The organism is Streptomyces sp. WZ.A104 (assembly GCF_002382885.1).
Taxonomy (GTDB): Bacteria; Actinomycetota; Actinomycetes; order Streptomycetales; family Streptomycetaceae; genus Streptomyces.
In genome coordinates this window covers 43,125-69,106 of sequence record NZ_NWVL01000044.1, presented here as the reverse complement: position 1 = coordinate 69,106, position 25,982 = coordinate 43,125, and the positions used below count along the sequence as shown (strand labels likewise).

The window sequence follows — 25,982 nt, the reverse complement described above, 5'->3', positions numbered from 1 at the left end:
TGGCGGACGCGCTGCGGCGGGCCGGGCTGGGCGACCCGAAGCAGGGCCGCGGCCAGGGACGCTGAACCTCGGCGGTTCGTGGGGCGGGCCGCGGCGTGCGGCCCGCCCGTACCTCAACCGTCGCGGGCTTGCGTGCGCCCCGCCCCCCGCCGTTACGGGGGTTGCGTGCGGCCCGGCCCCAGCGCCCCCGTAACTCGACTCAGACTTCCTTGACCTGACCGCCCGCCACCTCGACGCGGCGCGTCGTACGGACCGCTTCCAGCATCCGGCGGTCGTGCGTGACCAGCAGCAGCGTGCCCGTGTACGTCTCCAGGGCCGCCTCCAACTGCTCGATGGCGGGCAGGTCCAGATGGTTCGTCGGCTCGTCGAGCACCAGCAGATTGACGCCCCGGCCCTGGAGCAGGGCAAGCGCGGCCCGGGTGCGTTCGCCCGGGGAGAGGCTGGTGGCGGGGCGCATCACATGGTCGGCGCGGAGGCCGAACTTGGCGAGGAGCGTGCGCACTTCGGCCGGTTCGGTGTCCGGCACGGCGGCGCAGAAAGCCTCCAGCAGCGTCTGCGCCCCGAGGAACAGCTTGCGGGCCTGGTCCACCTCGCCGACCACGACGCCCGAACCGAGCGCGGCGTGGCCGGAGTCCAGGGGCAGCCGCTCCAACAGGGCGGCGAGCAGGGTGGACTTGCCCGCGCCGTTCGCGCCGGTGATGGCGACCCGGTCCGCCCAGTCGATCTGGAGCGATGCGGGGCCGAAGGCGAAGTCGCCGCGCACCACCCGGGCCTCGCGCAGGGTCGCGACGACCGATCCGGAGCGCGGGGCGGAGGCGATCTCCATCCGCAGCTCCCACTCCTTGCGCGGCTCCTCGACGACGTCGAGGCGCTCGATCATGCGCTGGGTCTGCCGGGCCTTCGCGGCCTGCTTCTCGCTGGCCTCGCTGCGGGCGTTGCGGCCGAGCTTGTCGCCGTCGGTGGCCTTGCGGCGGGCGTTCTTGACGCCCTTGTCCATCCAGGAGCGCTGCATGTGACCGCGCGCTTCGAGTGCGGCCTTCTTGTCGGCGTACTCCTCGTAGCCCTCGCGGGCGTGGCGGCGGGCGGTCTCCCGTTCCTCCAGGTAGGCCGCGTAGCCACCGCCGTAGAGGTTGATCTGCTGCTGGGCGAGGTCCAGCTCCAGCACCTTGGTGACCGTGCGCATCAGGAACTCGCGGTCGTGGCTGATGACGACGGTGCCCGCTCGCAGACCGGACACGAAGCGTTCCAGGCGCTCCAGACCGTCGAGGTCGAGGTCGTTGGTGGGCTCGTCGAGCAGGAAGACGTCATAGCGGGACAGGAGCAGGGAGGCGAGGCCCGCGCGGGCCGCCTGCCCACCGGAGAGCGCGGTCATGGGCCGGTCGAGGCCGACGCTCAGGCCCAGCTCGGCGGCGACCTGCCCGGCCCGCTCCTCCAGGTCGGCGCCGCCGAGGGCGAGCCAGCGCTCCAGGGAGTCGGCGTACGCGTCGTCCGCGCCCGGAGCACCCGCGACCAGGGCCTCGGTCGCCTCGTCCATGGCGCGCTGAGCGTCGGCGACGCCGGTACGGCCGGCCAGGAACTCGGCCACCGTCTCGCCCTCGCGGCGCTCGGGCTCCTGCGGGAGGTGGCCGACGGTGGCGGTGGGCGGGGAGAGCCGCAGCTCGCCCTCCTCGGGGCGGTCGAGCCCGGCGAGCAGGCGGAGCAGGGAGGATTTACCGGCACCGTTGACTCCGACGAGACCGATCACGTCACCGGGGGCGACGACGAGGTCGAGCCCGGCGAAGAGCGTGCGGTCGCCGTGTCCGGCGGCGAGGTCCTTGGCGACGAGGGTGGCAGTCATCAGGGTGCCGATCCTAATCGCCGTCGGTCCGTGCCTCTGGCCTCGGGTTTGCGGTTTCGGTTAGCGTCCGGGCAGCGACAGGCGCGTGCTGAGGGACAGGAGTGACCACAGTGACGGATGCGATCGTGGTGGGCGGCGGAGTCGTCGAGCTCACCACCGCTGTGACGCTGGCCGAGCGCGGCCTGCGGGTGCGCCTCTGGTCGCGTGATCCGGCCGGGGCGACGACCTCGGCGGTGGCGGGGGCGCTGTGGTGGCCGTACCGGATCGAGCCTGCGGAGCGGGTCGGCGGCTGGTCGCTGGAAACGCTGGCGGTGTACGAGGAGCTGGCCGCCGTACCGGAGGAGACCGGCGTACGGCGGATGCGGGGGCTGCACAGCGGTGAGCGGTTCGCGGCCCTGGGGACCTGGGCCGCGGAGCTGGAGGACGCTGTGGAGGTGCCCGAGGGGTTGCGGGTGACGCTGCCGCTGCTGGATATGCCGGTACACCTGGCGTGGCTGGAACAGCGGCTGGTGGCGGCGGGCGGTGCGGTGGAGCGGCGGGCGGTGTCGGGGTTCGAGGAGGCGGCGGCGCTGGGCTCGGTGGTCGTGAACTGCACGGGGCTGGGGGCGCGCGAGCTGGTGCCGGACGCCGGGGTGTCACCGGTGCGGGGGCAGCTGGTCCTCGTGGAGAACCCGGGCGTCGAGGAGTGGTTCACCCGGGCGGATCCGGCGTCCGCCGCGACGACGTATTTCTTCCCGCAGCCGGGGCGGCTGGTGCTGGGCGGCACGGCCCAGGCGGACGATCCGCGCACCGAGCCCGACCCGGAGACCGCCCGGGAGATCGTGGCGCGGTGTGCCCGGGTCCGCCCGGAGATCGCCGGGGCCCGGGTACTGGGCCACCGGGTGGGCCTGCGCCCGGTGCGGGAGGCGGGGGTCCGGATCGAGGCGGAGGCGCTGCGGGGTGGCGGCCTGCTGGTACACAACTACGGACACGGCGGCGCGGGCGTGACCGTGGCCTGGGGGTGCGCACGGGCGGCGGCGGACCTGGTGGGCTGAGCGGGGGCGGGTGGGCCCCGGGGGGGCACAGGGACCGGCTCCCCGGCCGGAGCTTTTGCCCCCGGAGCCTTGTCCCCTGCCCCCGAACCCCTGAGTGCCCCGAGCCCCCGGAGCCCGCGGCCTGTGGGCGGTCGCGGACTCCGGGGGTGGGTTTCGGGGGTGAGTTTCGGGGGTGGTTTCGGGGGTGGGTTTCGGTGCTGTGGTCAGTCGGTGGGGCGCTGCTCCGTGACCGTGGTGCCCGAACCGCCCGACTCGTGCTTGTGGCGCTCGTCGGTGACCGTCGCGGTCCCGGGCCCGATGCGGATCTCGAAGTCGCCGTCGTACCTGGCGTGCCCCTCGATCACCGCGGACTCGACCGCCTCCACACCGAACTCCTGGCGGACGATCTGCGGGTCCTTGCGCAGGTCCCGCATCAGGGCCACGCACATGCCGGCCATCACGATGGTGAAGGGCGCGGCGACCAGGATGGTGAGGTTCTGGAGCCCCTCCAGCGCGTTCTCCTTGCCGTCCCCGATGAGCAGCATGATCGCGGCCACCGCCCCGGTCACAACACCCCAGAAGATGACCACCCACTTGCTCGGTTCCAGGACGCCCTTCTGCGAGAGCGTGCCCATGACGATCGAGGCGGCGTCCGCGCCGGAGACGAAGAAGATGCCGACGAGGATCATCACCAGGAGGCTCGTCAGGGTGGCGATCGGGTACTCATTGAGGACGCCGAACAGCTGCGCCTCCGGAGTGTCGGCACCGGTGAGCTTTCCGGCCTCGGCCAGCTTCATCGCCGAGCCGCCGAAGACGGCGAACCAGATCAGGCTGACCGTGCTGGGCACCAGGATGACACCGCCGACGAACTGACGGATCGTCCGGCCGCGGCTGATCCTGGCGATGAACATGCCCACGAAGGGCGTCCAGGAGATCCACCAGGCCCAGTAGAAGACCGTCCAGCTGCCGAGCCAGTCGGCCACGTCACCGCCGCCGGTCGCCTCGGTGCGTCCGGCGAGCTGGCCCAGGTCGCTCAGGTACGCGCCGAGGGAGGTGGGCACCAGGTCGAGCACGAAGATCGTGGGACCGGCGACGAAGACGAACAGGACGAGGAGCAGGGCCAGCACCATGTTGATGTTGGACAGCCACTGGATGCCCTTCTCGACGCCGGAGATCGCGGAGGCGACGAAGCCGACGGTCAGGACGGCGATGATCGCGACGAGAAGGCCGGTGCCGGCCTTCTCCAGCCAGTCCAGCTCCTGGATGCCGCTGCCGATCTGGAGCGCGCCGAGCCCCAGGGAGGCCGCCGAGCCGAACAGGGTGGCGAAGATGGCCAGGATGTCGATGACGCGGCCGAAGCCGCCGCGCGCGCGACGCTTGCCGATGAGCGGCTCGAATACCGCGCTGATCGTCTGCCGCCTGCGCATCCGGTAGGCGCTGTAGGCGATGGCGAGCCCGACCACCGCGTAGATGGCCCAGGGGTGCAGCGTCCAGTGGAAGAGCGTGGTGGCCATCGCCGTCTGCATGGCCTCGGCAGAGTCGGCGGGGTCGGTGCCCGGCGGCGGGTTGCGGAAGTGGGCGAGGGGTTCGGCCACGCCCCAGAACATCAGCCCGATGCCCATACCGGCGCTGAACATCATCGCGATCCAGGAGATGGTCCGGAACTCCGGCTCCTCGCCCTCCTGGCCCAGGCTGATCTTTCCGTAACGGCTGATGGCCAGCCACAGGGCGAAGACGACGAAGGCCGACGCGGCCAGTATGAAGGCCCAGCCACCGTTGTGGATCAGCCCGTTGAGCAGCTTGCCGGACGCTCGCTCCAGGGAGTCGGTGGCGGTGGCACCCCAGATGACGAAGGCGAGGGTGAGGACCGCCGTGACGCCGAACACCACCCGGTCGGTGGTGGGAGTCCTGGTAGTGACCGGTTCGGGGGGAAGGTCCGCCGTGACCGACAGCCCCTCCCGCGCGTCCGCTGTCTGGTCGTCCTGGGACACAAAAGGCACCTTTCACCGAGTCTGAAAAACGCTCTCTGTAGGCAGTACCACACCTGCCATGGATCTCGAAGGATCAACAAGCAGTTCCGACTTGACCTTTTACGAGGTGATATGCCGCCCGTTGATCGAGAAGCAGCGGAATCAGGTTCCGAGCCGGCTGACGCAGGGGCACAAACACGCCATCCCCCTTCGGCCGGGCCCTGACACCGTGCAGAGCCAGCTGGTCCTTCACCCGGGCGTACTGGGCCGCTTCGAGCCGGTAGCCGCACGGTGGGTCGGCGATGACCTCGGCGGGCTCGGCCGGGTCGTTGTCGGCGCCGCCCAGGTACACGGGCCCCCGGTCGGCGAGTCCGGTCAGCCGCGAGAGGGCGGTGGCCGCCCGGAGCCGTGCGCGCTGCTCCTCGGTGAAGCCGAACAGACCGCCGAGCGCGGTCAGCTGGGAGTGGACCCTGCGGCGCTGGTTGAGCGCCGGATCGGCCTTCTCCGCCTCGCTCAGCGCGTCGACCCGGGACTCGATGAGCAGGCCGACGGCGTGCTTGAGGCCCGAAGCGTTGCGCAGGATGCGTTCCTGGCCGTCGCCCGCCGTCTGCTTGATGGGCTCACCGGTGGCCGGATCGGTCCAGATCCCGTAGTGGCCGCTGCTGTAGCCGTCCGCCGTCGCGGCGGTGCGGACATAGCGCTCGGAGAGGGTCCGGGCGGCACCGTGGACCCGGTCGTCGACGTTCAGGTTCCGTGGCCAGAGGACGAACAGGTCCTTGTCGTAGTACGGCGGGGTCGCGCCGTACTCATGCAAGTCATAGATCACGTCCGGCCGTTCGTCGCGCACGACGGCGGCGATGGCCCGCGCCTCCGCGGTCTCCAGGGCGATGTGGTCCCGGTTCACATCGACGCCGTCGGCGTTTCCCCGGGTGTTCGCGGCGCGCCCGTCGGGGTTGGCCGTGGGCAGCACCAGCACGCGCGTGCGGGACAGCAGTGCGCGGGTCGCCCGGTCCTCGGCGAAGGCCAGGTCCCGGACCGTGGTCAGGCACGCCTCGCGCCCGGCGGGCTCGTCCCCGTGCTGACTGCAGATCAGCAGCACCGTGGTGGCGGTGGGACGCTCCTGACCGACGCGTACGAGGTGGAGGGGGCGGCCCTCACCGGTCGTGCCGATCCGGTCGAGGGAGACCTGGTCGCTCCCCCGGTCCACCGCCGCGAGGAAGGCCCGCTCCTCCGCCTCGCCGGTCCATCGAGCCCCGTAGCTCGTCTCGAACCCGGTGCGCGGTGGACGGGGCGAGGCCTCTGCGGGTGCGATGGCCAACGGCAGGGCCAGGGCGGCGAGCGCCGCCGCCAGGGCCGTCCGGCGTGTCGCGCTCGCACCGCGGCGCGTCGGCGCGCCCCCGTGCCGGGCGGGACCCGGGACGGGCGCGAGCCACGGATGCGGGCTGAGCATACGGAGTGCGCGAGCGGCGCGAGGGATCATCAGCGGCTGCCTCCCGGGATACGAGGGCGGGCACCGGACGCCCGCCGCCTGTCGGCGTGTGCGGACGTTACCCCGGTCAACTCCCGGGCAACAGGGGGCGATCACTGCCGTCCGTGACGACGGAACGGCGACCGTGTGACAGGGGTGCCCGGAAACAGCCCGCCCAGCCGCTGCGGCTGAATAGCCTCGTCATGACATGTCGGACGATCATCTGTTCCGACGAAGTCCCACCCGCGTCCCGACTGTTTGGAGCTTGCGTGCACCGCAGATTCATCGTCCCCAGCGCACTGGCGGCCACCCTTCTGCTGGCGATCCCGGCAGCGGCCTCACCGGGCACCGTGGGCGCCCCGGGTATCGGCGACCCGTACTACCCGGCCAGCGGAAACGGTGGCTACGACGTCTCCCACTACGACCTGCGGCTGAAGTACCAGCCCACGACCGACCTGCTGGGCGTCGGAGCGGCGAAGTTCAGCCGTTCCGGCGGCCCCTGGTGGCGTGCGTGGCGCGGGCCGCACGCGCCATCGGCAGGTACCGCAGCCGCTCGGGGAGTGCGGGGACAACCGCCCGCACCACCGCGCAGAGCCGCCGCAGCCGCTTCTCCTGGACCGCCGTCCACGGCAGACCGATCGCCGCGCGGGCGTCCGGCGGCATGAGCCCGATGGTGACGAACCGCCGGAACCGGGCCAGCGGCGGCAGCAGCGTCGGCCACAGCGCGCGAAGGATCATCCTCAGCGGCCACGGGCCACGGTCCGGCGGGGGCACGGGCTGGTCAACGTCGACCAGCTCCCGCACCACGACCGTCGCCTCGATCTCCTCGGCGAGCATCTTCTCCCAGTACGGCCAGAACTCCTCGATGGTCTGGGGCATGTCCCGGTCGTGGATGCCGAGAATCCGGCCGACCCGGAGCCACTCCGCGTACAGCGCGCGCTCCTGGGCGGGGCTCATCGGCCGGATCAGATAGCGGGCCGCGTGCTGGTGGACGGGAAACCCGGTGGCGTGCACCCAGGCGTAGTTGGCGGGCGTCAGGGCGTGGTAGCGCCGGCCCCGGGTGTCGGTTCCCTGGATGGTGCGGTGCAGTCGGCGCAGCCTGCGGCCTTCCTCGGCGGCCTCCGCTCCGCCGTACACCCAGAGCTGGAGCGAGCGCAGCGAGCGTTCGCCGCGTCCCCACGGGTCCGTACGGAAGACGGAGTGCTCGTCCACGCCCGCGCCGACGGCCGGGTGGGCGACCTGGAGCGTGAGGGCGGCGGGCAGCATCAGCAGGGCGCGGATGTCGCCGGACAGGCTCCAGAGCACACCGCCCGGCGGCGGCTCGGGGTCCCTCTCGTCGTACGCCCTGCTCATCCGGTGCTCCCACGGTCCCGGCGGGCCTGCCGTGTGCTGCCCGCCCCGTCCCTCCATGATCCCTCGCGGACGGGAGAGCGGGGGCGGTGGGTCCGAGGGCGCCGACGGGCCGGTCAGTCCTGGTCGTACACCGTCACCGCCAGGCCGGCGGATATCAGGCGTCGCTCGATCAGCGGCTCGATCCTGGACCACTTGCCGCCCGCGAGGCCGCAGCCTATACGCGGCATATGGACCGAGGCCCCGAGCTCGCCCGCCCGGACGGCCACCGCACCCAGGGCCGTGTCGATGGCCTCGTACCGCACGGGCACCCCTTTGCTGCCGGTGCGCATGCCCCGCTGGCCGATCATGTTGGCGACCCAGAGATACGCCCCCGCCTGGACGAACTGCACCGCGCCCAGGCCGAACCCGTTGCCCGCACGCTCCCGGTGCCAGCGGCGGTAGGCGGCCTCCGGCTCGGGCCAGCGGCGGGAGAGGGCGAGGACGAAGCCCTTGCCCCAGCCTCCGAGGTCGTTGCAGACGTGGACGATCAGCTTGACGCCCTTGCCCTGCGGGGCCGTGGCGTCCCCCCGTACGTAAGTGATCTCCGACATGACCTCACCGTACGGCCCGCCACTGACAACGCGGCCGGGGTGGACGCGGTCGCCCCGGTGCCGGAGACTTTCACAGTAGTGGTGAGACAGCAGGACTGTCCGATATGAGGGTTCGACTGCGGGGAGCAGAGATGGCGACGGGGACCGACGAGCCGACGCTCACGGTGGACGAGCTGGCGGCACGCGCCGGTGTCACCGTGCGCACCGTGCGCTTCTACAGCACCCGGGGCCTGCTGCCGCCCCCGGTCATCGGGCCGCGCCGGATCGGGCGCTACGGTCCCGATCACCTCTCCCGGCTCGCGCTGATCGAGGAGCTCCAGCACCAGGGGATGACGCTGGCGGCCATCGAACGGTATCTGGAGCAGCTGCCGCCCGACCTGAGCGCCCATGATCTGGCGATCCACCGGGCGCTGGTGGCGTCCTGGGCTCCGGACAAGACCGAGGACCTGTCCCGGGCCGAGCTGGAGCGGCGGGCCGGGCGGGCGCTGTCGGACGCCGATGTGGAGCGGCTGGCGGCGATGGGGGTGCTGGTGCGGCCGCCGGAGGAGGGCGGGGCCCACCGGGTGGACCTGGGGCTGCTGCGACTCGGGGTGGAGCTGCTGGACGTACCGATCGCTCACGAGACGATCCTCGCGGCCCGGACCGTACTGCTGGAGCACACGCGTTCCGCCGCCCAGGCGATGACCCGGCTGTTCCGGGACGAGGTCTGGAATCCCTACCGGGAGCGCGAGGGCGACCCCGAGCATGTGGCTGCGATGAAGTCGCTGTCGGCTCACATGCAACCGATCGTGGTGCAGGCGCTGGTGACGGCGTTTCAGCGCTCGTTGAAGGAGGAGCTGCGGGCCGCGTTCACCGCCGAGTGACGGTGAACGGGGCCCGCGGGCAGCTCACTCGGGCGCTCAGTCGTGGAAGGTCTCGCCCTTCTCCGCCTTCTCCACGAGCAGTGCGGGCGGCAGGAACCGGTCGCCGTAACGCTCGGCGAGTTCCCGGGCGCGGGCCACGAACCCGGGCAGGCCGCCCTCGTAGCCGTTGATGTACTGGAGCACGCCGCCGGTCCACGGCGGGAAGCCGATGCCCATGATGGAGCCGATGTTGGCGTCCGCGACGGAGACGAGGACGTTCTCCTCCAGGCAGCGGACGCTGTCCAGCGCCTCGGAGAAGAGCATCCGCTCCTTCATGTCCTCGAACGGCACATCGGTGTCCGGCTTGGCGAAGTGCTCGCGCAGTCCGGGCCACAGGCCGACGCGCCTGCCGTCCTCGTCGTAGTCGTAGAAGCCCGCGCCGCCGCTGCGTCCGGGTCGGCCGAACTCGTCGACCATGCGGTCGATGACCGCGTCGGAGGGGTGTCCGGGCCAGCTGCCGCCCGCCTCCTCCACCGCGCGCTTGGTCTCGTCGCGGATCTTACGGGGCAGGGTCAGGGTCAACTCGTCCATCAGGGAGAGGACCTTGGCCGGGTAGCCGGACTGGGCGGCGGCCTGCTCGACGGATGCGGGCTCGACGCCCTCGCCGACCATGGCGACGCCCTCGTTGATGAACTGGCCGATGACGCGTGAGGTGAAGAAGCCGCGCGAGTCGTTGACGACGATCGGAGTCTTCTTGATCCGGCGCACCAGGTCGAAGGCGCGGGCCAGCGCCTCGTCGCCGGTCCGCTCGCCCTTGATGATCTCGACCAGCGGCATCTTGTCGACGGGCGAGAAGAAGTGCAGCCCGATGAAGTCGGCGGGGCGCGCGACGCCTTCGGCGAGGACGGTGATCGGGAGGGTGGAGGTGTTGGAGCAGAGCAGGGCATCGGGTTCGATGACGTCCTGGATCTCCTGGAACACCTTGTGCTTGAGGGCGGTGTCCTCGAAGACGGCCTCGATCACCGCGTCGCAGCCCGCGAGGTCGGCCGCGTCGCCGGTCGGGGTGATCCGGGCCAGCAGCTCGTCGCGCTTGGCCTCCGTCGTACGGCCCCGGGAGAGCGCCTTGGCGAGCAGCTTCTCGCTGTACGTCTTGCCCTTGGCGGCCGCCTCGGTGGAGACGTCCTTGAGGACGACGTCGATCCCGGCCTTGGCGCAGGAGTAGGCGATGCCCGCGCCCATCATCCCGGCGCCGAGGACGGCGACCTTGCGGACCGGGCGCTCGGGGATGTCCTTGGGGCGGTTGGCACCGGAGTTGACGGCCTGGAGGTCGAAGAAGAACGCCTGGATCATGTTCTTGGAGACCTGGCCGGTGACCAGCTCGGTGAAGTACCGGGCCTCGATGGTCAGGGCGGTCTCGAAGTCGACCTGGGAGCCCTCGACGGCCGCCGCCAGGATGTTGCGCGGCGCGGGCATGGGAGCGCCCGCCAGCTGCTTCTTCAAGTTGGCCGGAAACGCCGGCAGGTTGGCGGCGAAACGTGGGCTGGAGGGGGTGCCACCGGGAATCTTGTAGCCCTTGACGTCCCAGGGCTGCTGCGACTCGGGGTTCGCGTCGATGAAGGCACGGGCCTTTGCGATCATCTCCTCGCGAGTGGCGGCGACTTCGTGGACGAGGCCGTTCTCCAGAGCACGCCGCGGGGTGTACTGGGTGCCCTGGAGCAGCACCTTGAGCAGCGCGTCGGCGATGCCCATGAGGCGTACGGTGCGGGTGACGCCGCCGCCCGCCGGAAGCAGGCCGAGGGTGACCTCGGGCAGGCCGATGCGAGAGCCGGGGGCGTCGAGGGCGACGCGGTGGTGGGAGGCGAGCGCGATCTCGTAACCCCCGCCGAGGGCCGCCCCGTTGATGGCGGCGACGACGGGCTTGCCGAGGGTCTCGATGCGGCGCAGCGAGCGCTTGATGGCGGTGCCGGTGTCGAAGGCGGCCTGGGCGTTCTCGGGCCCGACCTTGATCATGTCCTTGAGGTCGCCGCCCGCGAAGAAGGTCTTCTTGGCGGAGGTGTAGATGATGCCGCGGATGGAGTCCTTCTCGGCCTCCGCCCGGTCCGCGACGGCGGCGATGGAGTCCTTGAAGGCCTGGTTCATCGTGTTGGCGGACTGGTTGGGGTCGTCGAGGACGAGCGTGACGACGCCGGTCTCGTCCTGTTCCCAGCGGATGGTGGTGCTCTCGGTCATGTCGGTTGTCTTCTCCGTAAGCAGGGGTGGCCGGGGCGGGACGGTCAGATGCGTTCGACGACGGTCGCGACGCCCATGCCGCCGCCGACGCAGAGAGTGACGAGGCCGAACCGCTGGTCGCGGCGCTCCAGTTCGTCGATGACGGTGCCGAGGATCATCGCGCCGGTCGCGCCGAGGGGGTGGCCGAGCGCGATGGCCCCGCCGTTGACGTTGACCTTGTCCAGGGAGAGGCCCATGTCCTTGACGAAGCGCAGGACGACTCCGGCGAAGGCCTCGTTGATCTCGACGAGGTCGATGTCGTCGATCGTGAGACCGGCCTTGGCGAGCGCCTTGCGCGTGGCGGGGGCGGGACCGGTGAGCATGATGGTGGGCTCGGAGCCGGAGACCGCCGCGGAGACGATGCGGGCGCGGGGGGTGAGGCCGTAGCGCTCGCCGACCTCCTTGGAGCCGATGGCGACGAGGGCGGCGCCGTCGACGATGCCGGAGGAGTTGCCGGCGTGGTGGACGTGGTCGATCTTCTCGATCCAGTGGTACTTCTGGAGCGCCACCGCGTCGAACCCGCCCATGTCGCCGATGGCGGCGAAGGACGGCTTGAGACCGGCGAGGGAGTCGGCGGTGGTGCCGGGGCGCATGTGCTCGTCGTGGTCGAGGACGAGCAGGCCGTTGCGGTCCTTGACCGGGACGACGGAGCGGGCGAAGCGGCCGTCCTTCCAGGCCGCGGCGGCACGCTCCTGGGAGAGGGCGGCGTACTCGTCGACATCGCGGCGGCTGAAGCCCTCGATGGTGGCGATGAGGTCGGCGCCGATGCCCTGCGGGGCGAAGCCGGTCTCGAAGCTGGTCATCGGGTCCATCGCCCAGGCCCCGCCGTCGGAGCCCATCGGCACCCGGGACATCGACTCGACGCCACCGGCGAGGACCAGGTCCTCCCAGCCCGAACGGACCTTGGCGGCGGCGAGGTTGACGGCCTCCAGGCCCGAGGCACAGAAGCGGTTCTCCTGGACGCCGGCGACGGAGTCGGGCAGCCCGGCCGCGATGGCGGCGATGCGGGCGATGTCGGAGCCCTGGTCGCCGAGCGGGCTGACCACGCCGAGGACGATGTCGTCGATGGCGGCCGGGTCCAGGTCCGGGAAGCGGCCCTGGATCTCGTGGATGAGGCCGACGACCAGGTCGATCGGCTTGGTGCCGTGGAGGGCGCCGTTGGCCTTGCCCCGGCCGCGCGGGGTGCGGATCGCGTCGTAGACGAATGCTTCGGTACTCAAGACAGCTGCCTTTCGAAGGTGGTGGTGAAGAACGGGGGGAGCCAGGAGGGCTCGGGCGCGCGCACGAGGGTCCGGGTGTCAGGCGAGCAGCGAACGGCCGATGATCTCCTTCATGATCTCGGTCGTTCCGCCGTAGATGGTCTGGATACGGCCGTCGGTGAACGCCTTGGCGACCCTGTACTCGCTCATGTATCCGTAGCCGCCGTGGAGTTGGAGGCAGCGGTCGGCGACGCGCTTCTGGAGTTCGGTGGCCCACCACTTGGCCATGGAGGCGTGGACGGCGTCGAGGGCGCCGTCGGAGTGGTCGACGATGCAACGGTCGAGAAAGGTCCGGGTGACGGCGCACTCGGTCGCCATCTCCGCGATCTCGAAGCGGATGTGCTGGAGCTTGGAGAGCGGGCGCCCGAAGGCCTCGCGCTCCTTGACGTACTGGGTGGTGATCTCCAGCAGGTGTTCGGCCGCGGCGATCCCGGCGACCGCTATGCCCATGCGTTCCTGGGCCAGGTTGGTCATCAGATGGATGAACGCGCCGTCGCGCTCACCGAGGAGGTTCTCCTTCGGAACGCGGACGTCGTTGAAGAACAACTCGGCCGTGTCCTGGGACTTCTGGCCGATCTTGTCGAGGTTGCGGCCCCGCTCGAAGCCCTCCGCGCCGCGCTCGACGACGATCAGGGAGAGGCCCTTGGCACCGCCCTCGGGGGTGGTCTTCGCGACGACGATCACCAGGTCGGCGAGGATGCCGTTGGAGATGAAGGTCTTGGAGCCGTTGAGCAGCCAGTGGTCGCCCCTGTCCTCGGCGGTGGTGCGGATGCCCTGGAGGTCGGAGCCCGCGCCCGGCTCGGTCATGGCGATGGCGGTGATGGTCTCGCCGCTGCAGAAGCCGGGGAGCCAGCGGCGCTTCTGCTCGTCGGTGGCGAGGCCGGTGAGGTAGGGGCCGATGATGTCGTTGTGCAGGCCGATCGCGAGACCTGCGGCCCCGGCGCGGGTGAACTCCTCGGCGAGGACGGCGCTGTAGCGGAAGTCGGTGGAACCGCCGCCCCCGTACTCCTCGGGGACGGCGAGGCCGAGGAGCCCGGCGCGTCCGGCCGCGAGCCAGGCGTCACGGGAGACGATGCCGTCCCGCTCCCACTGCTCGTAGTGCGGGAGGACCTCCTTGGCCAGGAAGGCCCGGACGGTCTCGCGGAACGCGTCGTGCTCCTCGGTGAAGATCTGCCGTTGCACGGGGTCTCCTAGGGGTGTCTTGTCGGTCAGGACGGGTCGGGCCGGAGCCCGGGTACGTCCCAGTCGGCGGCGACGGCGGCCGTGTCGGCGCCGGGTTGCGCGGGCCCGCTGCGTACGGAGACGGGGGTGGCCGAGAAGCGCGGGGCGGGGGCGGGCTGGGTGAGGCCGCCGTGCTCGACGAAGGTCGCGCGGGCGGCGAGGTGCGGGTGGTGCGGGGCCTCACGGAGCGAGAGCACGGGGGCCACACAGGCGTCGCTCCCGTCGAACGCCTCGGTCCACTCGGCCCGCGTACGGGTGCGGAAGCGGTCGGCGACGGCGGTGCGCAGTTCGTCCCAGCGGGTGAGGTCGCCCCGGTCGGGGGCGGTGTCCGCGAGGCCGAGGATTTCGGTGAACTCTGCGTAGAAGCGCTGTTCCAGGGGGCCGACGGCCATGTACTGCCCGTCGGAGGTCTCGTAGGAGCCGTAGAACGGGCAGCCGCCGTCCAGCAGGTTCGTGCCGCGCCGGTCCTGCCAGCCGCCGGCGGCCAGCATGCCGTGGATCATCGTGGCGAGGTGGGCGGCACCGTCGACGATGGCGGCGTCGACGACCTGGCCCTCGCCGTGGGCGCGGGCGTGCTGGAGGGCGGCGAGGACGCCGACGACGAGGTAGAGGGAGCCGCCCGCGTAGTCGCCGACCAGGTTGGCGGGGACGGTGGGCGGCTCGTCCGGCTTGCCGATCATGGAGAGGGTTCCGGTGAGCGCGATGTAGGAGATGTCGTGCCCGGCGCGCTCGGCGAGCGGCCCGTCCTGCCCCCAGCCGGTCATCCGACCGTAGACCAGGCGCGGGTTGCGGGCGAGACAGACCTCCGGCCCGACGCCGAGGCGTTCGGCGACGCCCGGGCGGTAGCCCTCGACGAGGATGTCGGCGCGCTCGACGAGGTCGAGGACGCGGGCCGCTCCGCCGTCATTCTTGAGGTCGACGAGGACGGAGCGTTTGTTGCGGTTGGTGAGGTCGTAGGCGGGGTCGATGCCGAGCCCCGCGCCACCGGGCCGGTCGACGCGTACGACGTCGGCCCCGAGGTCCGCGAGCAGCATCGCCGCGAACGGCCCGGGGCCGATGCCCGCCAGCTCGACGACACGGACACCGGTCAGCGGGCCGTGCTCGATGCTTGCCATCCGTGAGCCCCCAGTGGTGTGACACAACTGATGTAACACCTGCGATGCTAAGAATGCGCCCGGCTCCGCACAACCCCTTGGCCCGAGCAAGCGCTTAGTTCTTCTCCTTCGCGATCCTCTCGCATCCGCGCCTCCCGGGCACACGCCACCACGGCACCGTCCGCTACCCTCTGCCTGCCACATCGGCACCCGTCCCCCCGCGGAGGTACTTGTGAACAGGCAGAACGACGCGACACGCCCCTTGGACGTCGTCCTTTTCGGTGCCACCGGCTTCGTGGGGACGCTCACGGCCGAGTATCTGGCGGGCCATGCCCCCTCCGGCCTCCGCTGGGCACTGGCGGGCCGCAGCCCGGCCAAGCTGGAGCGGCTGCGGGAACGGCTCACCGCGATCGATCCGGACTGCGCCGGGCTGCCGCTGCTGGAGACCGACGCGGACGACGAGAAGGCGCTGGCCGAACTGGCCGCCTCCACACGGGTGGTGGCCACGACGGTGGGCCCGTACATCCGCTATGGCGAGAAGCTCGTGGCCGCCTGTGCCCAGGCCGGGACGGACTACGTGGACCTCACCGGAGAGGCGGAGTTCATCGACCGCACCTACCTCGACCAGGACGCGCGGGCCCGGGAGACCGGGGCGCGTATCGTGCACGCCTGCGGCTTCGACTCCGTCCCGCACGACCTGGGGGCGTACTTCACCGTCCGGCAGCTGCCCGAGGACGTCCCCCTGGCCGTCGACGGCTTCGTCCGCACCAACGCGGTGTTCTCCGGCGGCACGTTCGCCTCGGCGCTGACCGCGATGGGCCGGGGCACGCAGATGGCGGCCGCGGCCCGGGAACGCCGTCTGCACGAGCCGCGCGTGGTGGGCCGCCGCGTCCGCACCCCGCTGGGCACCCCGCACTTCAGTGCCGCCACCGGCGCCTGGGCGCTGCCGCTGCCGACGGTGGACCCGACGATCGTGGGCCGCTCCGCACGCGCCCTGGAGCGGTACGGCCCCGACTTCCGCTACCGCCACTTCGCCTCGGTCAAGACCCTGCCGATGGCCCTCGGCGCTCCGGTGGCCATCGGCGGCCTGGTCGCGGCCGCGCAGGTCGAGGGCGTACGGGAGTGGCTGATGGGCCGTTACGAGCCGGGCCGGGGACCGGACGAGGAGCGCCGCGAGCGGAGCTGGTTCACGATCCGCTTCGTCGGCGAGGGCGGCGGGCGACGGGTCTTCACGGAGGTCTCCGGCGGCGACCCGGGCTACGGCGAGACGGCGAAGATCCTTGCCGAGTCGGCGGTGTGCCTGGCCCTGGACGACCTGCCAGAGACCTCGGGGCAGGTCACCCCGGCCGTGGCGATGGGCGACGCGCTGCTGGAGCGACTGACGGCGGCGGGGTTGCGGTTCCGGGTGGCGGCGGTGCGGTAGGCACTGCCCGGCCGGTGTTGACGACGCTCGTGATCAATACACCCAGGGCCATCCGCCGAATCTGCGCCGCCCCCGGTCAGGAGGACCGGGTGTGGTGGTCCAGCAGGCGGGTGAGCAACCGTACGAATTGGTCGCGTTCCGCTGGACCCAGCGGCGCGAGCAGTTCGTCGTGGAGGTCGTCCAGGACCTCGTCGAGACGGCACAGGTGGCGGCGGCCCCGGGTGGAGATCGTGATGACGTTGCGGCGCCGGTCGTCGGGGTCCGGTGCCCGCTCGACCAGGTGACGCTCGGCCAGTTCGTTGAGTACGGCGACCATGTCGCTGCGGTAGATGCCGGTGCGCCCGCTCAGCGCCGCCTGGCTGGCCGGCCCGTGGTCCTGGAGTGAGGCGAGCACGGCGTAGTGCCACTTGCGGGCGTCGGACCGGGCCAGGCCTTCGCTGATCAGCCGGTCCGACCGCACGGTCAGCTGGGACAGCAGCCTGCTCGCCCGTCGGCTCAGCCGGTCGGACACCCCGGGCGCATCGTCGCAGGGAATGTCCACGCCTTCGGTTCCAGTCATGGCTCCATCCTAGCCATTGCGTTAGCCCAACTAATGGTATACCTTCACCACCACATGATCGTTAGTGTCACTAACGCAAGTTGACCGTTTCCACGGAAGGAAGAACGCCATTCCCATCGAGACGCCCCGGATTCCCACCGCGGACGGCGTGGCCGACGCCTTCGTCGCCTTCCCCGACGACGGCGAGCGGCACCCGGGGGTGCTGCTGTATCCGGACGCCTTCGGCCTGCGGCCCGTACTGGAAGAGCTGGCCCGCGAGCTGGCCGGGCACGGGTACTACGTGCTCGTCCCCAACCTCTACTACCGGCACGGTCAGGCACCGGTGATCGAGCTTCCCGACCACATCGGGGAAGAGGCGCGGCCCGTGGTCCTCGACCGGCTGATGCCCCTGCTGAAGGCGCACACTCCCGAACGCGTTCTGCGTGACGCCGACGCCTTTCTCAGCTTCCTCACCGCCCGGCCCGGGGTCGGCCTCGATCGGGTGGCCGTGATCGGCTACTGCATGGGGGCGGCCCTGGCGCTGCGCACCGCCGCGGCCCACCCCGGCCCGGTGGCTGCCGTCGCCGGATTCCACCCCGGATTCGTGGTGACCGACGGACCCGACAGCCCGCATCACCTCGTCCCCGAACTCACCGCCGAGGTCCATCTCGGCCTCGCCGACGACCTGCCGCCCGAGGCCCTCCGCACATTCGACCGGACCCTGGAGGCCGCGGGCCTCGGCCACGCCTACGAGGTCTACCCCGGCACCGTCCACGGTTTCACCATGTCCGACACCGACGCCTTCAGCCCCGCCGGGCTGCTGCGCCACTGGGAGCGTCTGCTTCCTCTGCTCGACCGCACCCTGAACACGCCCTGACCGGCGGCGAAGGCCCCGCGCGGGGACGGCGTTCCCTCTACCGGCGCGCCGCGACGATCACCGAGCTCGTGGGAGTGGTCAGCACTTCCGTGGCATCCAGGTCCGGGTGGGTGAGGTAGAAGAGGCGGAGTTCGTCCACCTCGCCGAGGAAGCGGGGCGGCCAGTCGGGGGACGGGGTGAAGTCGTCCAGGAGGAGCAGGCCGCCGGGGGCGAGCAGGTCGATCACCTTCTGGGAGTCGTCGCGCTTGCCGCCGCCGTCGCAGAAGAAGACGTCGAACGGGGCGTGCTGTTCGAGCAGCCGCCAGTCCCCGGTGAGCACCCTGACGCGTTCGTCGTCCGCGAAGACACCGGCCGCCCGGCGGGCCAGTTCCTCGTCGCGCTCCACGGTGACCAGGCGCGCACCGGTGGCGAGACCACTGTGCAGCCAGGCGGTGCCCACTCCGGAGCCGGTGCCGCTCTCGGCGATCACTCCGCGGGGTTTGGCGGCGGCGGTGAGCCTGAGGAGCCTGCCCACTTCGGGGATGCAGCTCTTCGTGAACCCGGCCTCGGTTGCGATGCGTTCGGCGGCGGCCACCCTGGGGGGAACCCCACGTCCGGCCACGGTCAGATCTCCTTGAGGGTCCGGCGGCACAGGGCGTCCGCCCGGCGGGTGGTCTCCGGCTGACGGTAGCGGCCGGAGAGGCGCAGGATGTGGGCGCAGGCGTTGTCGAGGCTGACGCGGTGGCCGACGGAGACGAAGACGGGGTTGGTGTTCTCCTGGGTGCGCAGGGCCCGGCCCACCACCTCCTCGCCGTCCACCAGCGGGGAGGAATCGCCGCGCCGGGGGCCCGGGGCCTCGTAGGTGAAGGTGAACGGGTTCTTGCCGACGCCGATCACCGGCAGTCCGGTGAGCACGCCCAGGTGGCTGGCGAGCCCGAAGCGGCGGGGGTGGGCCAGTCCGTAACCGTCGCAGACGACGAGGCCGGGGCCCTCGCTCAGCCCGTCCAGTGCCTCCAGCACCGTGGGGATCTCCCGGAAGGCCAGCAGCCCGGGGACGTACGGGAAGGTGACCCGGCCGACCGCGGTGGCCTCGTCGACCGTCTCCAGCGTCGCGGCGTCCAGCACGACGGCCGCCGCGACGACGACGTCCTTCTCGTCGTCGTAGGCCACGTCCACGCCGGTGACCAGCCCCGTTCCGGGCTCCGGACCCGGCTCGTCCAGGATCACCCTGTCGCGCAGCCGGTCCTGGATCGCCCGGCCCTCGGCTTCGTCGGCGGGGGTCTCATGGGCGGGGGTGGGGGAGGTCGTCATATGCGGCAGCTTATGCGGTGGCGGGCGGGCGTCCGATACGCGGCTCCCGGCGGGCCGGGAACCGTCCCTCGGCCATCCCGTAGCCTGACGATCATGTTCGTACTCGAATTGACCTACACGGCTCCGATCGAGCGCGCCGACGTGCTGATGGAGGAGCACATCGCCTGGCTCGACGAGCAGTACGCGGCGGGCGTCTTCATCGCCTCGGGCCGCAAGAACCCCCGGGACGGCGGGGTGATCCTGGCCGTGGGCGACGACCGGGCGGCGATCGAGAGGATCGCGTCGGCCGACCCCTTCACCGCGCACGGCGTGTGCGCGTACCGGATCACCGAGTTCATCGCGACGAAGACGGCTCCCGAGCTGGCTCCTTACCGGCAGTAGGCCGACAGGGGCGCCGACCCGCTCAGGGCCTGTCGGAGGGTGCCGGTTCGAGTCCGGCTCCGTCCCCGGCCCGCCTCGCGTCGTGGGCCAGCAGCGCCAGCTGGATGCGGTTGTCGGGCTCCAGCCTGGCCAGGGCGCTGGACACCGTGGCCTTGACGGTGCCGACGGAGAGGAACAGCCGCTCGGCGATCTCCGCGTTCGAGAGGCCCTGGGCCACGGCGTCCGCGGTCTCACGTTCGCGCGGGGCCAGCAGCGTGAACACACTGTCCCGGCTGCCGTGTTCGAGGGTCCCGCCGTCCAGCTCCACCCGCGGAGCCCGGGGCTCCGGCGACCCGTACCGTCACCCGGGCGCCCGGGCGCCCGGGACATGCTTGCGAGCGTTGGTCAGGCCCTCATGGATCAGGCGGTACGCGGTACGCGGTGCGCTGGACCTGGGGCCGGGGGAAGGGCGCCCTCTGCCGTACCGCCTCCGTCGCGTCGCCCTCAGTGCGCATGTCGACCTGCTGGCCCGCCCGCGCCTCGTCGAGCAGCCGCGCGATGTCGCCCATCCTCGGCTGCGGGGCCGCCGCGCCGCCGGTTCCCCTACCGCTCCCCCGGGAGCCGTGCTCGCCCCGTTCGTCGGCCCCCTCCTCGGAGTCGGAGCGGAGCACGTACAGCACGTCGCGCAGCTCCTCCAGCGCCTGGTACGCGTTGTCCCGGATGACCTGCGCGGTCTCGGCCATCAGGGCACACGCAGGCCAGGATTGAGCAGGATCACCATGCCCGCGCCCACGGAGGTGTTGGCGAGCGCGAGGGCGGGGACCCCCACCAGGGCGACGGCCACCGGGTAACGCCGCCGCCACCAGAGGGCGAGGCAGACTAGAGCGCCGAGCGGGGCGGCCAGCGCCCGGAGCCAGGTCGGCAAGTGCTCGTAGTGGGCGATGCCACGGAGGATCACGAGCCCGCACAGGACCGCCCAGCCGAAGGCCAGGCAGTCGACCGCCCAGTCGCGCGGAGTGCCGGGCCGGTCCCCGGCGGGGGCACCCGGCCCGCCGCCGCCAGTTCACCGGGCAGCAGCGACCGGATCACGGGGGGCCGGGTGGTGGGCTCGTTCTCCCTCCGAGCCTTAAGGGCGCCGCCTGTCGCCCCCCCCTGGGCGGGGCGATATGTGGCCGGGGCTGGGGCGGACGGTCAGGCTGGGGGCATGCGGCTGCCGGAGACGTTCGTGCGGCTCCGGTACGGCAGGTCCATCGCCGCCCAGCAGCAGCCCGCGGGCAACGGGTGGCTGGACCGGATGGAGCGCGGGGCGGTCAAGGGCAACAGGAGCGGAAGCCGGTCGGTACGTAGGGGGGCGCCCGCAGGCGGTGGACTCCCGCCCTGCGGGCCTCCGCGATGTCCTAGAAGCCCAGCCGGGCCACCCGCCCCTTCTCGCCCGACGCCCAGCAGCCCAGGTCGGGCGTGCAGTCGACCGTGTCGTACGAACCGGTGTCGACGGTGCGCCAGGTGCGCCCCGCGTCCAGCGTGAGGTCGGTACCGGTCGGGCCGACGGCGAGGGCGGCGGAGCGGGTGTACGGCAGCCAGGTGACGCCGGAGCGGTAGGCGGGCGGCGGGGCGGCGGACTGCCGCCAGGTGCGGCCGCCGTCGCCGGTGACGGCCGCGGCCCGCGGGGACGCCTGGTCGGGGCGGTAGTCCCCGCCCACCGCGATGCCGTGCGCCCGGTCGCGGAAGGCGACGGCGAAGACGCCGCGGGCCGGGTCGCCCGCCGGGAGGGTCGACGCGCTCGCCGTCCAGGTCCGGCCCCGGTCGCGGGAGTGCAGGACCCGCGCGGTCGCCGCTCCCCCGGTGGTCAGCCAGACGTCCTTGGCGCCGGAGCTGGCCAGGCACTGGCCGCTCGCGGCGAAACCGGCTTCGCCCGGCAGGGCGTCGGGCATCCCCGCATCGGGCAGGACCCGCCAGGAGCGGCCGCCGTCCGCCGTGGACAGGACCCGGAACTTCCCGTCCACCGGGTCGCCCGCGGCGAGGCCGTGGCGGCTGTCGAAGAAGGTCAGGCAGTTGTAGAAGGCGCGGGGATCGGAGTTGCGGAAGGACTCCGTCCAGGTGGCGCCCCCGTCGTCGGTGCGCAGGACCCTGGAGGCCTCGCCCTCGCCGATGGCCAGGGCGACGGCCCGGCGGGCGTCGAACGCCTCGATGTCCCGGAACTCCAACTCCCCCGCCCCCGGCGGCGATACGTCGCGCCAGTGCCGTCCGCCGTCGCCGGTGCGCAGGATCGTGCCCTGTGATCCGGCGACCCAGGCGGTGGAGCGGCTGACCGCGGCGAGCCCGCGGAAACGGGCCTCGGTGCCGGTGGCGGTGAGCTTCCAGCCGGGCAGTGATCCGGTGGTCGCGGCCGCCTCCCCCCGTACGGTTGCCCCGGCCGGTGCCGCGTGTGCGCCCGGTGCGACCAGCGCGGCGGCCAGTGCGACGCCGCCGGTCACCAGTGCCATCAGCCGTCTCGTGTTCCCCATGGCCTTCATGGCGCTGGAAGCTAGCCCACGGGCCCGGGCCCGTCCAGGGTGCGTCGCCGTGAAGCGGGCAGGAGTGCGGGGGTGCGGGGGGCCGACGCGCTGGGGCCGGGCGGGCCGGTGGGCGCGGCGGTGGCCGGTGACGCAGGTCACGCCGCACGCCGGTGCACGGATCGTGGAGTTCCGTCGTCTACTCCAGTGCCGGGAAGCGTTCACCCAGCAGCAAGAGGGAGCAGGTCTTGTCCAGCGTTATCGAGCAGTCCGTGCAGGCCCGCATGGTCGCGTCCGCGCCGCGGATGGAGACCCTGCCCGCCACTCTGCAGTACGACCGCCAGTACCCCTTCGCCGTACGCATGGCGTTCCCGGCCCCGGCGACCCTGGAGGGCACCGAGGTGTCCTGGGAGTTCTCCCGCGAGCTGCTGACCACCGGGGTCGACTCCCCCGCCGGTGAGGGTGATGTACGGGTGCGGCCGTTCGGCTACGAGCGGACGGTGCTGGAGTTCCACGCCCCTGAGGGCATCGCGATGGTGCATGTGCGCACCGACGAACTGCGGCGCTTCCTGCTGCGGGCCGAGGAGCTGGTGCCGGTGGGCGAGGAACACCGCTACCTGGAGCTGGACCGGGGTCTGGCCGACCTGCTGGGCGGCTCCTGCTGACGCCCTCCGTGCCGGACCGGCCGTAAATCCGGTTGCCGGGCCCGCGCCCCGGCCCTACCTTCGAGATGTCCCTGGTGTCGTCGATCGGAGTAGGACGTTGCTGATCTGAGGTCCTGTGCACACCGTGCAGCGCCCGCCGCGCCTCGCCGCGGCCCGGAGCGCCCGTGTGCGATCTCAGCTTCTCCAACCTTCCTTCACCCCTTCCTCGACGTACCCGGGAGCTCCGCATGCCTGCGACCGATACCCACATCAGCTGTACCTCCCTCTCCTTCTCCTGGCCGGACGGCACCGAGGTCTTCCGGGACTTCGACCTGGCCGTCGGTCCCGGCCGCACGGGGCTGATCGGGCTCAACGGCTGCGGCAAGTCCACCCTGTTGCGGCTCATCGCGGGTGAACTCGCCCCGCTCGACGGCCGGATCACCACCCGGGGCGGGCTCGGCCATCTGCCGCAGTCGGTGACGTCGGGCACCGCCCTGCGGGTCGATCAGGCGCTCGGCATCGCGCAGCGGCGGGCGGCACTGGACGCCGTGGAGTCGGGCGATGCCCGCGAGGAGCACTTCGCGGTGATCGGTGACGACTGGGACGTGGAGGAGCGGACCCGGGCAACGCTGGACGGGCTCGGCCTGGGGTCCGTCGGGCTGGACCGCACGGTCGGCGAGCTGTCCGGCGGCGAGTGCGTCCTGCTGCGGCTGGCCGCGCTGCTGCTGGCCCGCCCCGGGGTGCTGCTGCTCGACGAGCCGACGAACAACCTGGACGTGTACGCCCGGCGGCGGCTGTACGACGCGGTCGACGCCTGGACCGGTGCGCTGCTCGTGGTCAGCCACGACCGGGAACTGCTGGAGCGGGTCGACCGGATCGCCGACCTGCGCGAGGGGGCGGTGACCTGGTACGGCGGGAACCTCTCGGCGTACCAGGCGGCGCTCGCCGTCGAGCAGGAGGCCGCGCAGCGCACAGTGCGGGCCGCCGAGTCGGACGTCCAGCGCCAGAAGCGTGAACTGGCCGACGCCCACATGAAGTTGGCCCGCCGCAGACGTTACGGCCAGAAGATGTGGGACACCAAGCGGGAGCCCAAGGTGGTGATGGGGCAGCGCAAGCGGTCCGCCCAGGAGTCGGCGGGCAAGCACCGCATCCTGCACACCGAACGCCTCGCGGCGGCCCGGGAGCGGCTCGACGAGGCGGAGCTCGCGGTACGGGAGGACGAGGAGATCCGGGTCGAGCTGCCGCAGACCCGGGTGCACCCGGGCAGCGAGGTGCTGCTGCTGCGGGAGCCGGCGCCGCCCTACGGTCCGCCACTGCGGGGCGAGTTGACGGTGCGGGGACCCGAGCGGATCGCGCTGACCGGGCGCAACGGCGCGGGCAAGACGGCGCTGCTCCGGACGATCGCGGGTGAGCTGGCGCCGCTGTCCGGCGAGGCGAGCGCACTCGTCGAGACGGGGTTCCTCCCGCAGCGGCTGGATGTCCTGGATGACGCGGTGTCGGTGGCGCGCAACGTGGCGCGGGCGGCCCCGGGCAGCACCGAGAACGCGGTCCGGGCGCGGCTGGCGCGGTTCCTGTTCAAGGGGGCGGCGGCGGACCGCCCGGCGGGGACGCTGTCGGGCGGGGAGCGCTTCCGGGCGACGCTGGCGACGCTGCTGCTGGCTGATCCGGCGCCCCGGCTGCTGCTGCTCGACGAGCCGACGAACAGCCTGGACCTGGCGAGCGTACGGCGGCTGACCGAGGCGCTGGGGGCGTACGAGGGGGCGCTGTTCGTGGCGAGCCACGATGTGCCGTTCCTGGAGTCGATCGGAATCACCCGCTGGCTGCGGCTGGACGGCGAGCTGCGGGACACCACGCCGCAGGAGGTACGGGCGGGCCGGTGAGCGGCCACGGGCGGAGTCCGGGGAGAGCCTGTCCGCGGCCGTCGTCATCGACCAGAAGCCGTTGGGCGGCAACGTCCGCTCGACCGTGGGCACGGCGATGGACGTCCGGTCGGTGCTCCGGGTGCTGTTCTCCCGGTACGGCACCCCGAGCGCGGGCGGGGCGAGCGCGCACTCCTTCAACGACCCGGCGGGGATGTGCCCGGAGTGCGACGGGGTGGGGCATGTGGTCCGGCTCGATCTGGACCGGGCGGTGGACTGGTCGAAGTCGCTGAACGAAGGGGCACTGCTGCCCGGACTCGGGGTCGGCAGCTGGGAGTGGAACCTGTACGGCGGGTCCGGGCGGTTCGACAACGACCTGCCGCTGCGGGAGTTCGGTGAGGAGGACCGGGGGCTGTCCGCAAAGCCCCACTGACCTGCGAGGGCCACCACACCACCACCACGAGCTGGGCACATGACGGTACGTAGTCGGCCGCCAGCGGGGACGGGCTTGGCTTTGCCCTTACGGTCGCCTTAACCTACGGTCTCGTAACCTACGAAGCCGTAGGTAATTCTCCCGTCCCCAGGAGCTCCCCGTGACGATCACCTCTCCCCACCTCGGCAGTTCGAAGGCGTGGACCGACGCCCAGCTGCTGTACGCGCTGGAAGAGGTGGTGGAGCAGGAACTGAACCGCCATCTCAAGGTCGCCAAGGACTGGATGCCGCACGAGTACGTCCCGTTCTCCGACGGACGCAACTTCCCCGGCGTCTTCGAGGACGGCGAGGCCTGGGCGCCGGACCAGTCCAAGGTCACGGACATCGGCAAGATCGCCCTCGTGGTGAACCTCCTCACCGAGGACAACCTCCCCAGCTACCACCACGAGATCGCCTCGCTCTTCGGCCGCGACGGCGCCTGGGGCACCTGGGTGCACCGCTGGACCGCCGAGGAGGGGCGCCACGGCATCGTGATGCGCGACTACCTGCTCACCTCACGCGCCGTGGACCCGGACAAGCTGGAGCAGTTCCGCATGGCGCACATGGCGGAGGGCTTCGAGTCGGACAACCGGCACTCGATGCTGCACTCCGTCGCGTACGTTGCCTTCCAGGAGCTGGCCACCCGCGTCTCGCACCGCAACACCGGCCACCAGTCCGGCGACCCGGTGTGCGACCGGATGCTGGCCCGGATCGCGACCGACGAGAACCTCCACATGGTCTTCTACCGCAACCTCCTGCGCTCCGCCTTCGAACTGGCCCCGGACCTCACCATGCAGGCCGTGCGCGACGTCGTCGTCAACTTCCGGATGCCCGGCCACGGCATGCCCGGATTCGAGCGGGCCGCCGCGCAGATGGCGATCGGCGAGATCTACAACATGCGCATCCACCACGACGACGTGATCCAGCCGGTGCTGCGCTACCTGAAGGTCATGGAGATCGACGGGCTCGGCCCGGAGGGCATGCAGGCGCAGGAGGAGCTCGGCCTGTACATGGGCGGTCTCGACAGCGAGGCCGCGAAGTTCGACGAGAGGCTCGCCACCCGCAAGGCCCGGATGGCGGCGCGCGGCCGCGCCTGATCCGGGCCCTGGTCCG

Annotated in this window: 24 protein-coding genes and 2 pseudogenes; 10 read left to right on the top strand and 16 right to left on the bottom strand. The window is 71.9% G+C overall.

Annotation, left to right across the window (positions count from 1 at the left end; translation table 11 throughout):
* Positions 1-199 precede the first annotated feature (199 nt).
* A complete protein-coding gene (locus CIB93_RS23005; RefSeq protein WP_096629451.1) occupies positions 200-1,837 on the bottom strand; it encodes an ABC-F family ATP-binding cassette domain-containing protein in 1,638 nt (545 codons plus the stop codon).
* A 110-nt stretch (positions 1,838-1,947) separates the two neighbouring features.
* On the opposite strand from CIB93_RS23005, the gene CIB93_RS23000 reads away from it, so the two are divergent.
* Positions 1,948-2,871 (top strand): FAD-dependent oxidoreductase, encoded by a 924-nt coding sequence (locus CIB93_RS23000; RefSeq protein WP_179500211.1) that lies wholly within the window; start codon positions 1,948-1,950, stop codon positions 2,869-2,871.
* A 203-nt stretch (positions 2,872-3,074) separates the two neighbouring features.
* Here CIB93_RS23000 and CIB93_RS22995 read toward each other — a convergent pair whose 3' ends face one another.
* Positions 3,075-4,841, bottom strand: coding sequence for a BCCT family transporter (locus CIB93_RS22995; protein WP_096629448.1), 1,767 nt, complete (start codon positions 4,839-4,841; stop codon positions 3,075-3,077).
* Between the two features lie 73 nt (positions 4,842-4,914).
* A complete protein-coding gene (locus CIB93_RS22990) occupies positions 4,915-6,300 on the bottom strand; it encodes a M14 family metallocarboxypeptidase (protein WP_096629446.1) in 1,386 nt (461 codons plus the stop codon).
* A gap of 257 nt (positions 6,301-6,557) precedes the next feature.
* Here CIB93_RS22990 and CIB93_RS39015 point away from each other — a divergent pair.
* A pseudogene (locus CIB93_RS39015) lies at positions 6,558-6,749 on the top strand (M1 family peptidase); the annotation flags it as partial.
* A gap of 19 nt (positions 6,750-6,768) precedes the next feature.
* On the opposite strand, the gene CIB93_RS22980 reads toward CIB93_RS39015, so the two are convergent.
* Positions 6,769-7,641 carry an oxygenase MpaB family protein gene (locus CIB93_RS22980; protein WP_096629444.1) on the bottom strand — a complete coding sequence of 291 codons (873 nt, stop codon included), beginning with the start codon at positions 7,639-7,641 and terminating at the stop codon, positions 6,769-6,771.
* A gap of 113 nt (positions 7,642-7,754) precedes the next feature.
* Positions 7,755-8,231, bottom strand: coding sequence for a macro domain-containing protein (locus CIB93_RS22975; protein ID WP_096629443.1), 477 nt, complete (start codon positions 8,229-8,231; stop codon positions 7,755-7,757).
* A gap of 131 nt (positions 8,232-8,362) precedes the next feature.
* Between CIB93_RS22975 and CIB93_RS22970 the strand changes: the two genes are divergently transcribed.
* Positions 8,363-9,094, top strand: coding sequence for a MerR family transcriptional regulator (locus CIB93_RS22970; RefSeq protein WP_096629441.1), 732 nt, complete (start codon positions 8,363-8,365; stop codon positions 9,092-9,094).
* 36 nt (positions 9,095-9,130) lie between these two features.
* On the opposite strand, the gene CIB93_RS22965 is transcribed toward CIB93_RS22970, so the two are convergent.
* The 4 genes from CIB93_RS22965 to CIB93_RS22950 form a co-directional block, all read right to left on the bottom strand.
* A complete protein-coding gene (locus CIB93_RS22965) occupies positions 9,131-11,302 on the bottom strand; it encodes a 3-hydroxyacyl-CoA dehydrogenase NAD-binding domain-containing protein (RefSeq protein ID WP_096629440.1) in 2,172 nt (723 codons plus the stop codon).
* 44 nt (positions 11,303-11,346) lie between these two features.
* Complete coding sequence (locus tag CIB93_RS22960) at positions 11,347-12,561, bottom strand: acetyl-CoA C-acetyltransferase (protein WP_096629438.1); 1,215 nt, start codon at positions 12,559-12,561, stop codon at positions 11,347-11,349.
* Positions 12,562-12,639: 78 nt separating this feature from the next.
* Positions 12,640-13,782, bottom strand: coding sequence for an acyl-CoA dehydrogenase family protein (locus tag CIB93_RS22955; RefSeq protein WP_096629437.1), 1,143 nt, complete (start codon positions 13,780-13,782; stop codon positions 12,640-12,642).
* A 26-nt stretch (positions 13,783-13,808) separates the two neighbouring features.
* Entirely contained in the window at positions 13,809-14,936 is a 1,128-nt protein-coding gene (locus tag CIB93_RS22950) for a CaiB/BaiF CoA-transferase family protein (RefSeq protein ID WP_096629436.1), read from the bottom strand.
* A gap of 211 nt (positions 14,937-15,147) precedes the next feature.
* Between CIB93_RS22950 and CIB93_RS22945 the strand changes: the two genes are divergently transcribed.
* Entirely contained in the window at positions 15,148-16,338 is a 1,191-nt protein-coding gene (locus CIB93_RS22945; protein ID WP_096629434.1) for a trans-acting enoyl reductase family protein, read from the top strand.
* A 76-nt stretch (positions 16,339-16,414) separates the two neighbouring features.
* On the opposite strand, the gene CIB93_RS22940 is transcribed toward CIB93_RS22945, so the two are convergent.
* Entirely contained in the window at positions 16,415-16,897 is a 483-nt protein-coding gene (locus CIB93_RS22940; protein ID WP_096629433.1) for a MarR family winged helix-turn-helix transcriptional regulator, read from the bottom strand.
* 109 nt (positions 16,898-17,006) lie between these two features.
* On the opposite strand from CIB93_RS22940, the gene CIB93_RS22935 reads away from it, so the two are divergent.
* Positions 17,007-17,753 (top strand): dienelactone hydrolase family protein, encoded by a 747-nt coding sequence (locus tag CIB93_RS22935; RefSeq protein WP_096629458.1) that lies wholly within the window; start codon positions 17,007-17,009, stop codon positions 17,751-17,753.
* A gap of 37 nt (positions 17,754-17,790) precedes the next feature.
* On the opposite strand, the gene CIB93_RS22930 is transcribed toward CIB93_RS22935, so the two are convergent.
* Positions 17,791-18,327: an O-methyltransferase gene (locus tag CIB93_RS22930; protein ID WP_373558792.1), complete on the bottom strand. Its 537-nt coding sequence runs from the start codon at positions 18,325-18,327 to the stop codon at positions 17,791-17,793.
* Between the two features lie 29 nt (positions 18,328-18,356).
* Complete coding sequence (locus tag CIB93_RS22925) at positions 18,357-19,043, bottom strand: endonuclease V (RefSeq protein WP_096629431.1); 687 nt, start codon at positions 19,041-19,043, stop codon at positions 18,357-18,359.
* Positions 19,044-19,136: 93 nt separating this feature from the next.
* Here CIB93_RS22925 and CIB93_RS22920 point away from each other — a divergent pair, with 93 nt between their 5' ends.
* Positions 19,137-19,424 (top strand): YciI family protein, encoded by a 288-nt coding sequence (locus CIB93_RS22920; RefSeq protein ID WP_096629429.1) that lies wholly within the window; start codon positions 19,137-19,139, stop codon positions 19,422-19,424.
* Positions 19,425-19,446: 22 nt separating this feature from the next.
* Here the strand turns inward: CIB93_RS22920 and CIB93_RS22915 are convergent, their stop codons facing one another.
* The 4 genes from CIB93_RS22915 to CIB93_RS22900 all read right to left on the bottom strand — a co-directional run bounded on the left by CIB93_RS22915 (position 19,447) and on the right by CIB93_RS22900 (position 21,916).
* Positions 19,447-19,731: a response regulator transcription factor gene (locus CIB93_RS22915; protein WP_096629427.1), complete on the bottom strand. Its 285-nt coding sequence runs from the start codon at positions 19,729-19,731 to the stop codon at positions 19,447-19,449.
* Between the two features lie 85 nt (positions 19,732-19,816).
* Entirely contained in the window at positions 19,817-20,146 is a 330-nt protein-coding gene (locus CIB93_RS22910) for a hypothetical protein (protein ID WP_096629425.1), read from the bottom strand.
* The gene (locus CIB93_RS22905) at positions 20,146-20,361 is read right to left on the bottom strand and encodes a hypothetical protein (RefSeq protein WP_096629424.1); all 216 of its coding nucleotides are present in this window, start codon (positions 20,359-20,361) and stop codon (positions 20,146-20,148) included. Before CIB93_RS22905 ends, CIB93_RS22910 begins: the two co-directional genes overlap by 1 nt.
* Positions 20,362-20,800: 439 nt before the next feature.
* The gene (locus tag CIB93_RS22900; RefSeq protein ID WP_096629421.1) at positions 20,801-21,916 is read right to left on the bottom strand and encodes an oxidoreductase; all 1,116 of its coding nucleotides are present in this window, start codon (positions 21,914-21,916) and stop codon (positions 20,801-20,803) included.
* A 227-nt stretch (positions 21,917-22,143) separates the two neighbouring features.
* On the opposite strand from CIB93_RS22900, the gene CIB93_RS22895 reads away from it, so the two are divergent.
* The 4 genes and pseudogenes from CIB93_RS22895 to CIB93_RS22880 all read left to right on the top strand — a co-directional run bounded on the left by CIB93_RS22895 (position 22,144) and on the right by CIB93_RS22880 (position 25,966).
* A complete protein-coding gene (locus CIB93_RS22895; RefSeq protein ID WP_096629420.1) occupies positions 22,144-22,560 on the top strand; it encodes an SsgA family sporulation/cell division regulator in 417 nt (138 codons plus the stop codon).
* A gap of 227 nt (positions 22,561-22,787) precedes the next feature.
* A complete protein-coding gene (locus tag CIB93_RS22890) occupies positions 22,788-24,419 on the top strand; it encodes an ABC-F family ATP-binding cassette domain-containing protein (protein WP_096629418.1) in 1,632 nt (543 codons plus the stop codon).
* Positions 24,418-24,813, top strand: a pseudogene (locus CIB93_RS22885) (excinuclease ABC subunit UvrA); the annotation flags it as partial. The gene CIB93_RS22890 and the pseudogene CIB93_RS22885, both read left to right, overlap by 2 nt.
* A 178-nt stretch (positions 24,814-24,991) precedes the next feature.
* The gene (locus tag CIB93_RS22880; protein ID WP_096629417.1) at positions 24,992-25,966 is read left to right on the top strand and encodes an acyl-ACP desaturase; all 975 of its coding nucleotides are present in this window, start codon (positions 24,992-24,994) and stop codon (positions 25,964-25,966) included.
* The last annotated feature ends 16 nt before the right edge of the window (positions 25,967-25,982 follow it).

Bases quoted from the DNA above. Each gene is read 5' to 3' on its own strand.
- CIB93_RS22920 (WP_096629429.1), top strand. From the start codon at position 19,137: ATGTTCGTACTCGAATTGACCTACACGGCTCCGATCGAGCGCGCCGAC.
- CIB93_RS22965 (WP_096629440.1), bottom strand. From the start codon at position 11,302: ATGACCGAGAGCACCACCATCCGCTGGGAACAGGACGAGACCGGCGTC.
- CIB93_RS22940 (WP_096629433.1), bottom strand. From the start codon at position 16,897: ATGACTGGAACCGAAGGCGTGGACATTCCCTGCGACGATGCGCCCGGG.
- CIB93_RS22950 (WP_096629436.1), bottom strand. From the start codon at position 14,936: ATGGCAAGCATCGAGCACGGCCCGCTGACCGGTGTCCGTGTCGTCGAG.
- CIB93_RS22980 (WP_096629444.1), bottom strand. From the start codon at position 7,641: ATGAGCAGGGCGTACGACGAGAGGGACCCCGAGCCGCCGCCGGGCGGT.
- CIB93_RS22975 (WP_096629443.1), bottom strand. From the start codon at position 8,231: ATGTCGGAGATCACTTACGTACGGGGGGACGCCACGGCCCCGCAGGGC.
- CIB93_RS23005 (WP_096629451.1), bottom strand. From the start codon at position 1,837: ATGACTGCCACCCTCGTCGCCAAGGACCTCGCCGCCGGACACGGCGAC.
- CIB93_RS22925 (WP_096629431.1), bottom strand. From the start codon at position 19,043: ATGACGACCTCCCCCACCCCCGCCCATGAGACCCCCGCCGACGAAGCC.
- CIB93_RS22970 (WP_096629441.1), top strand. From the start codon at position 8,363: ATGGCGACGGGGACCGACGAGCCGACGCTCACGGTGGACGAGCTGGCG.
- CIB93_RS22900 (WP_096629421.1), bottom strand. From the start codon at position 21,916: ATGAAGGCCATGGGGAACACGAGACGGCTGATGGCACTGGTGACCGGC.
- CIB93_RS22990 (WP_096629446.1), bottom strand. From the start codon at position 6,300: ATGATCCCTCGCGCCGCTCGCGCACTCCGTATGCTCAGCCCGCATCCG.
- CIB93_RS22910 (WP_096629425.1), bottom strand. From the start codon at position 20,146: ATGGCCGAGACCGCGCAGGTCATCCGGGACAACGCGTACCAGGCGCTG.
- CIB93_RS22890 (WP_096629418.1), top strand. From the start codon at position 22,788: ATGCCTGCGACCGATACCCACATCAGCTGTACCTCCCTCTCCTTCTCC.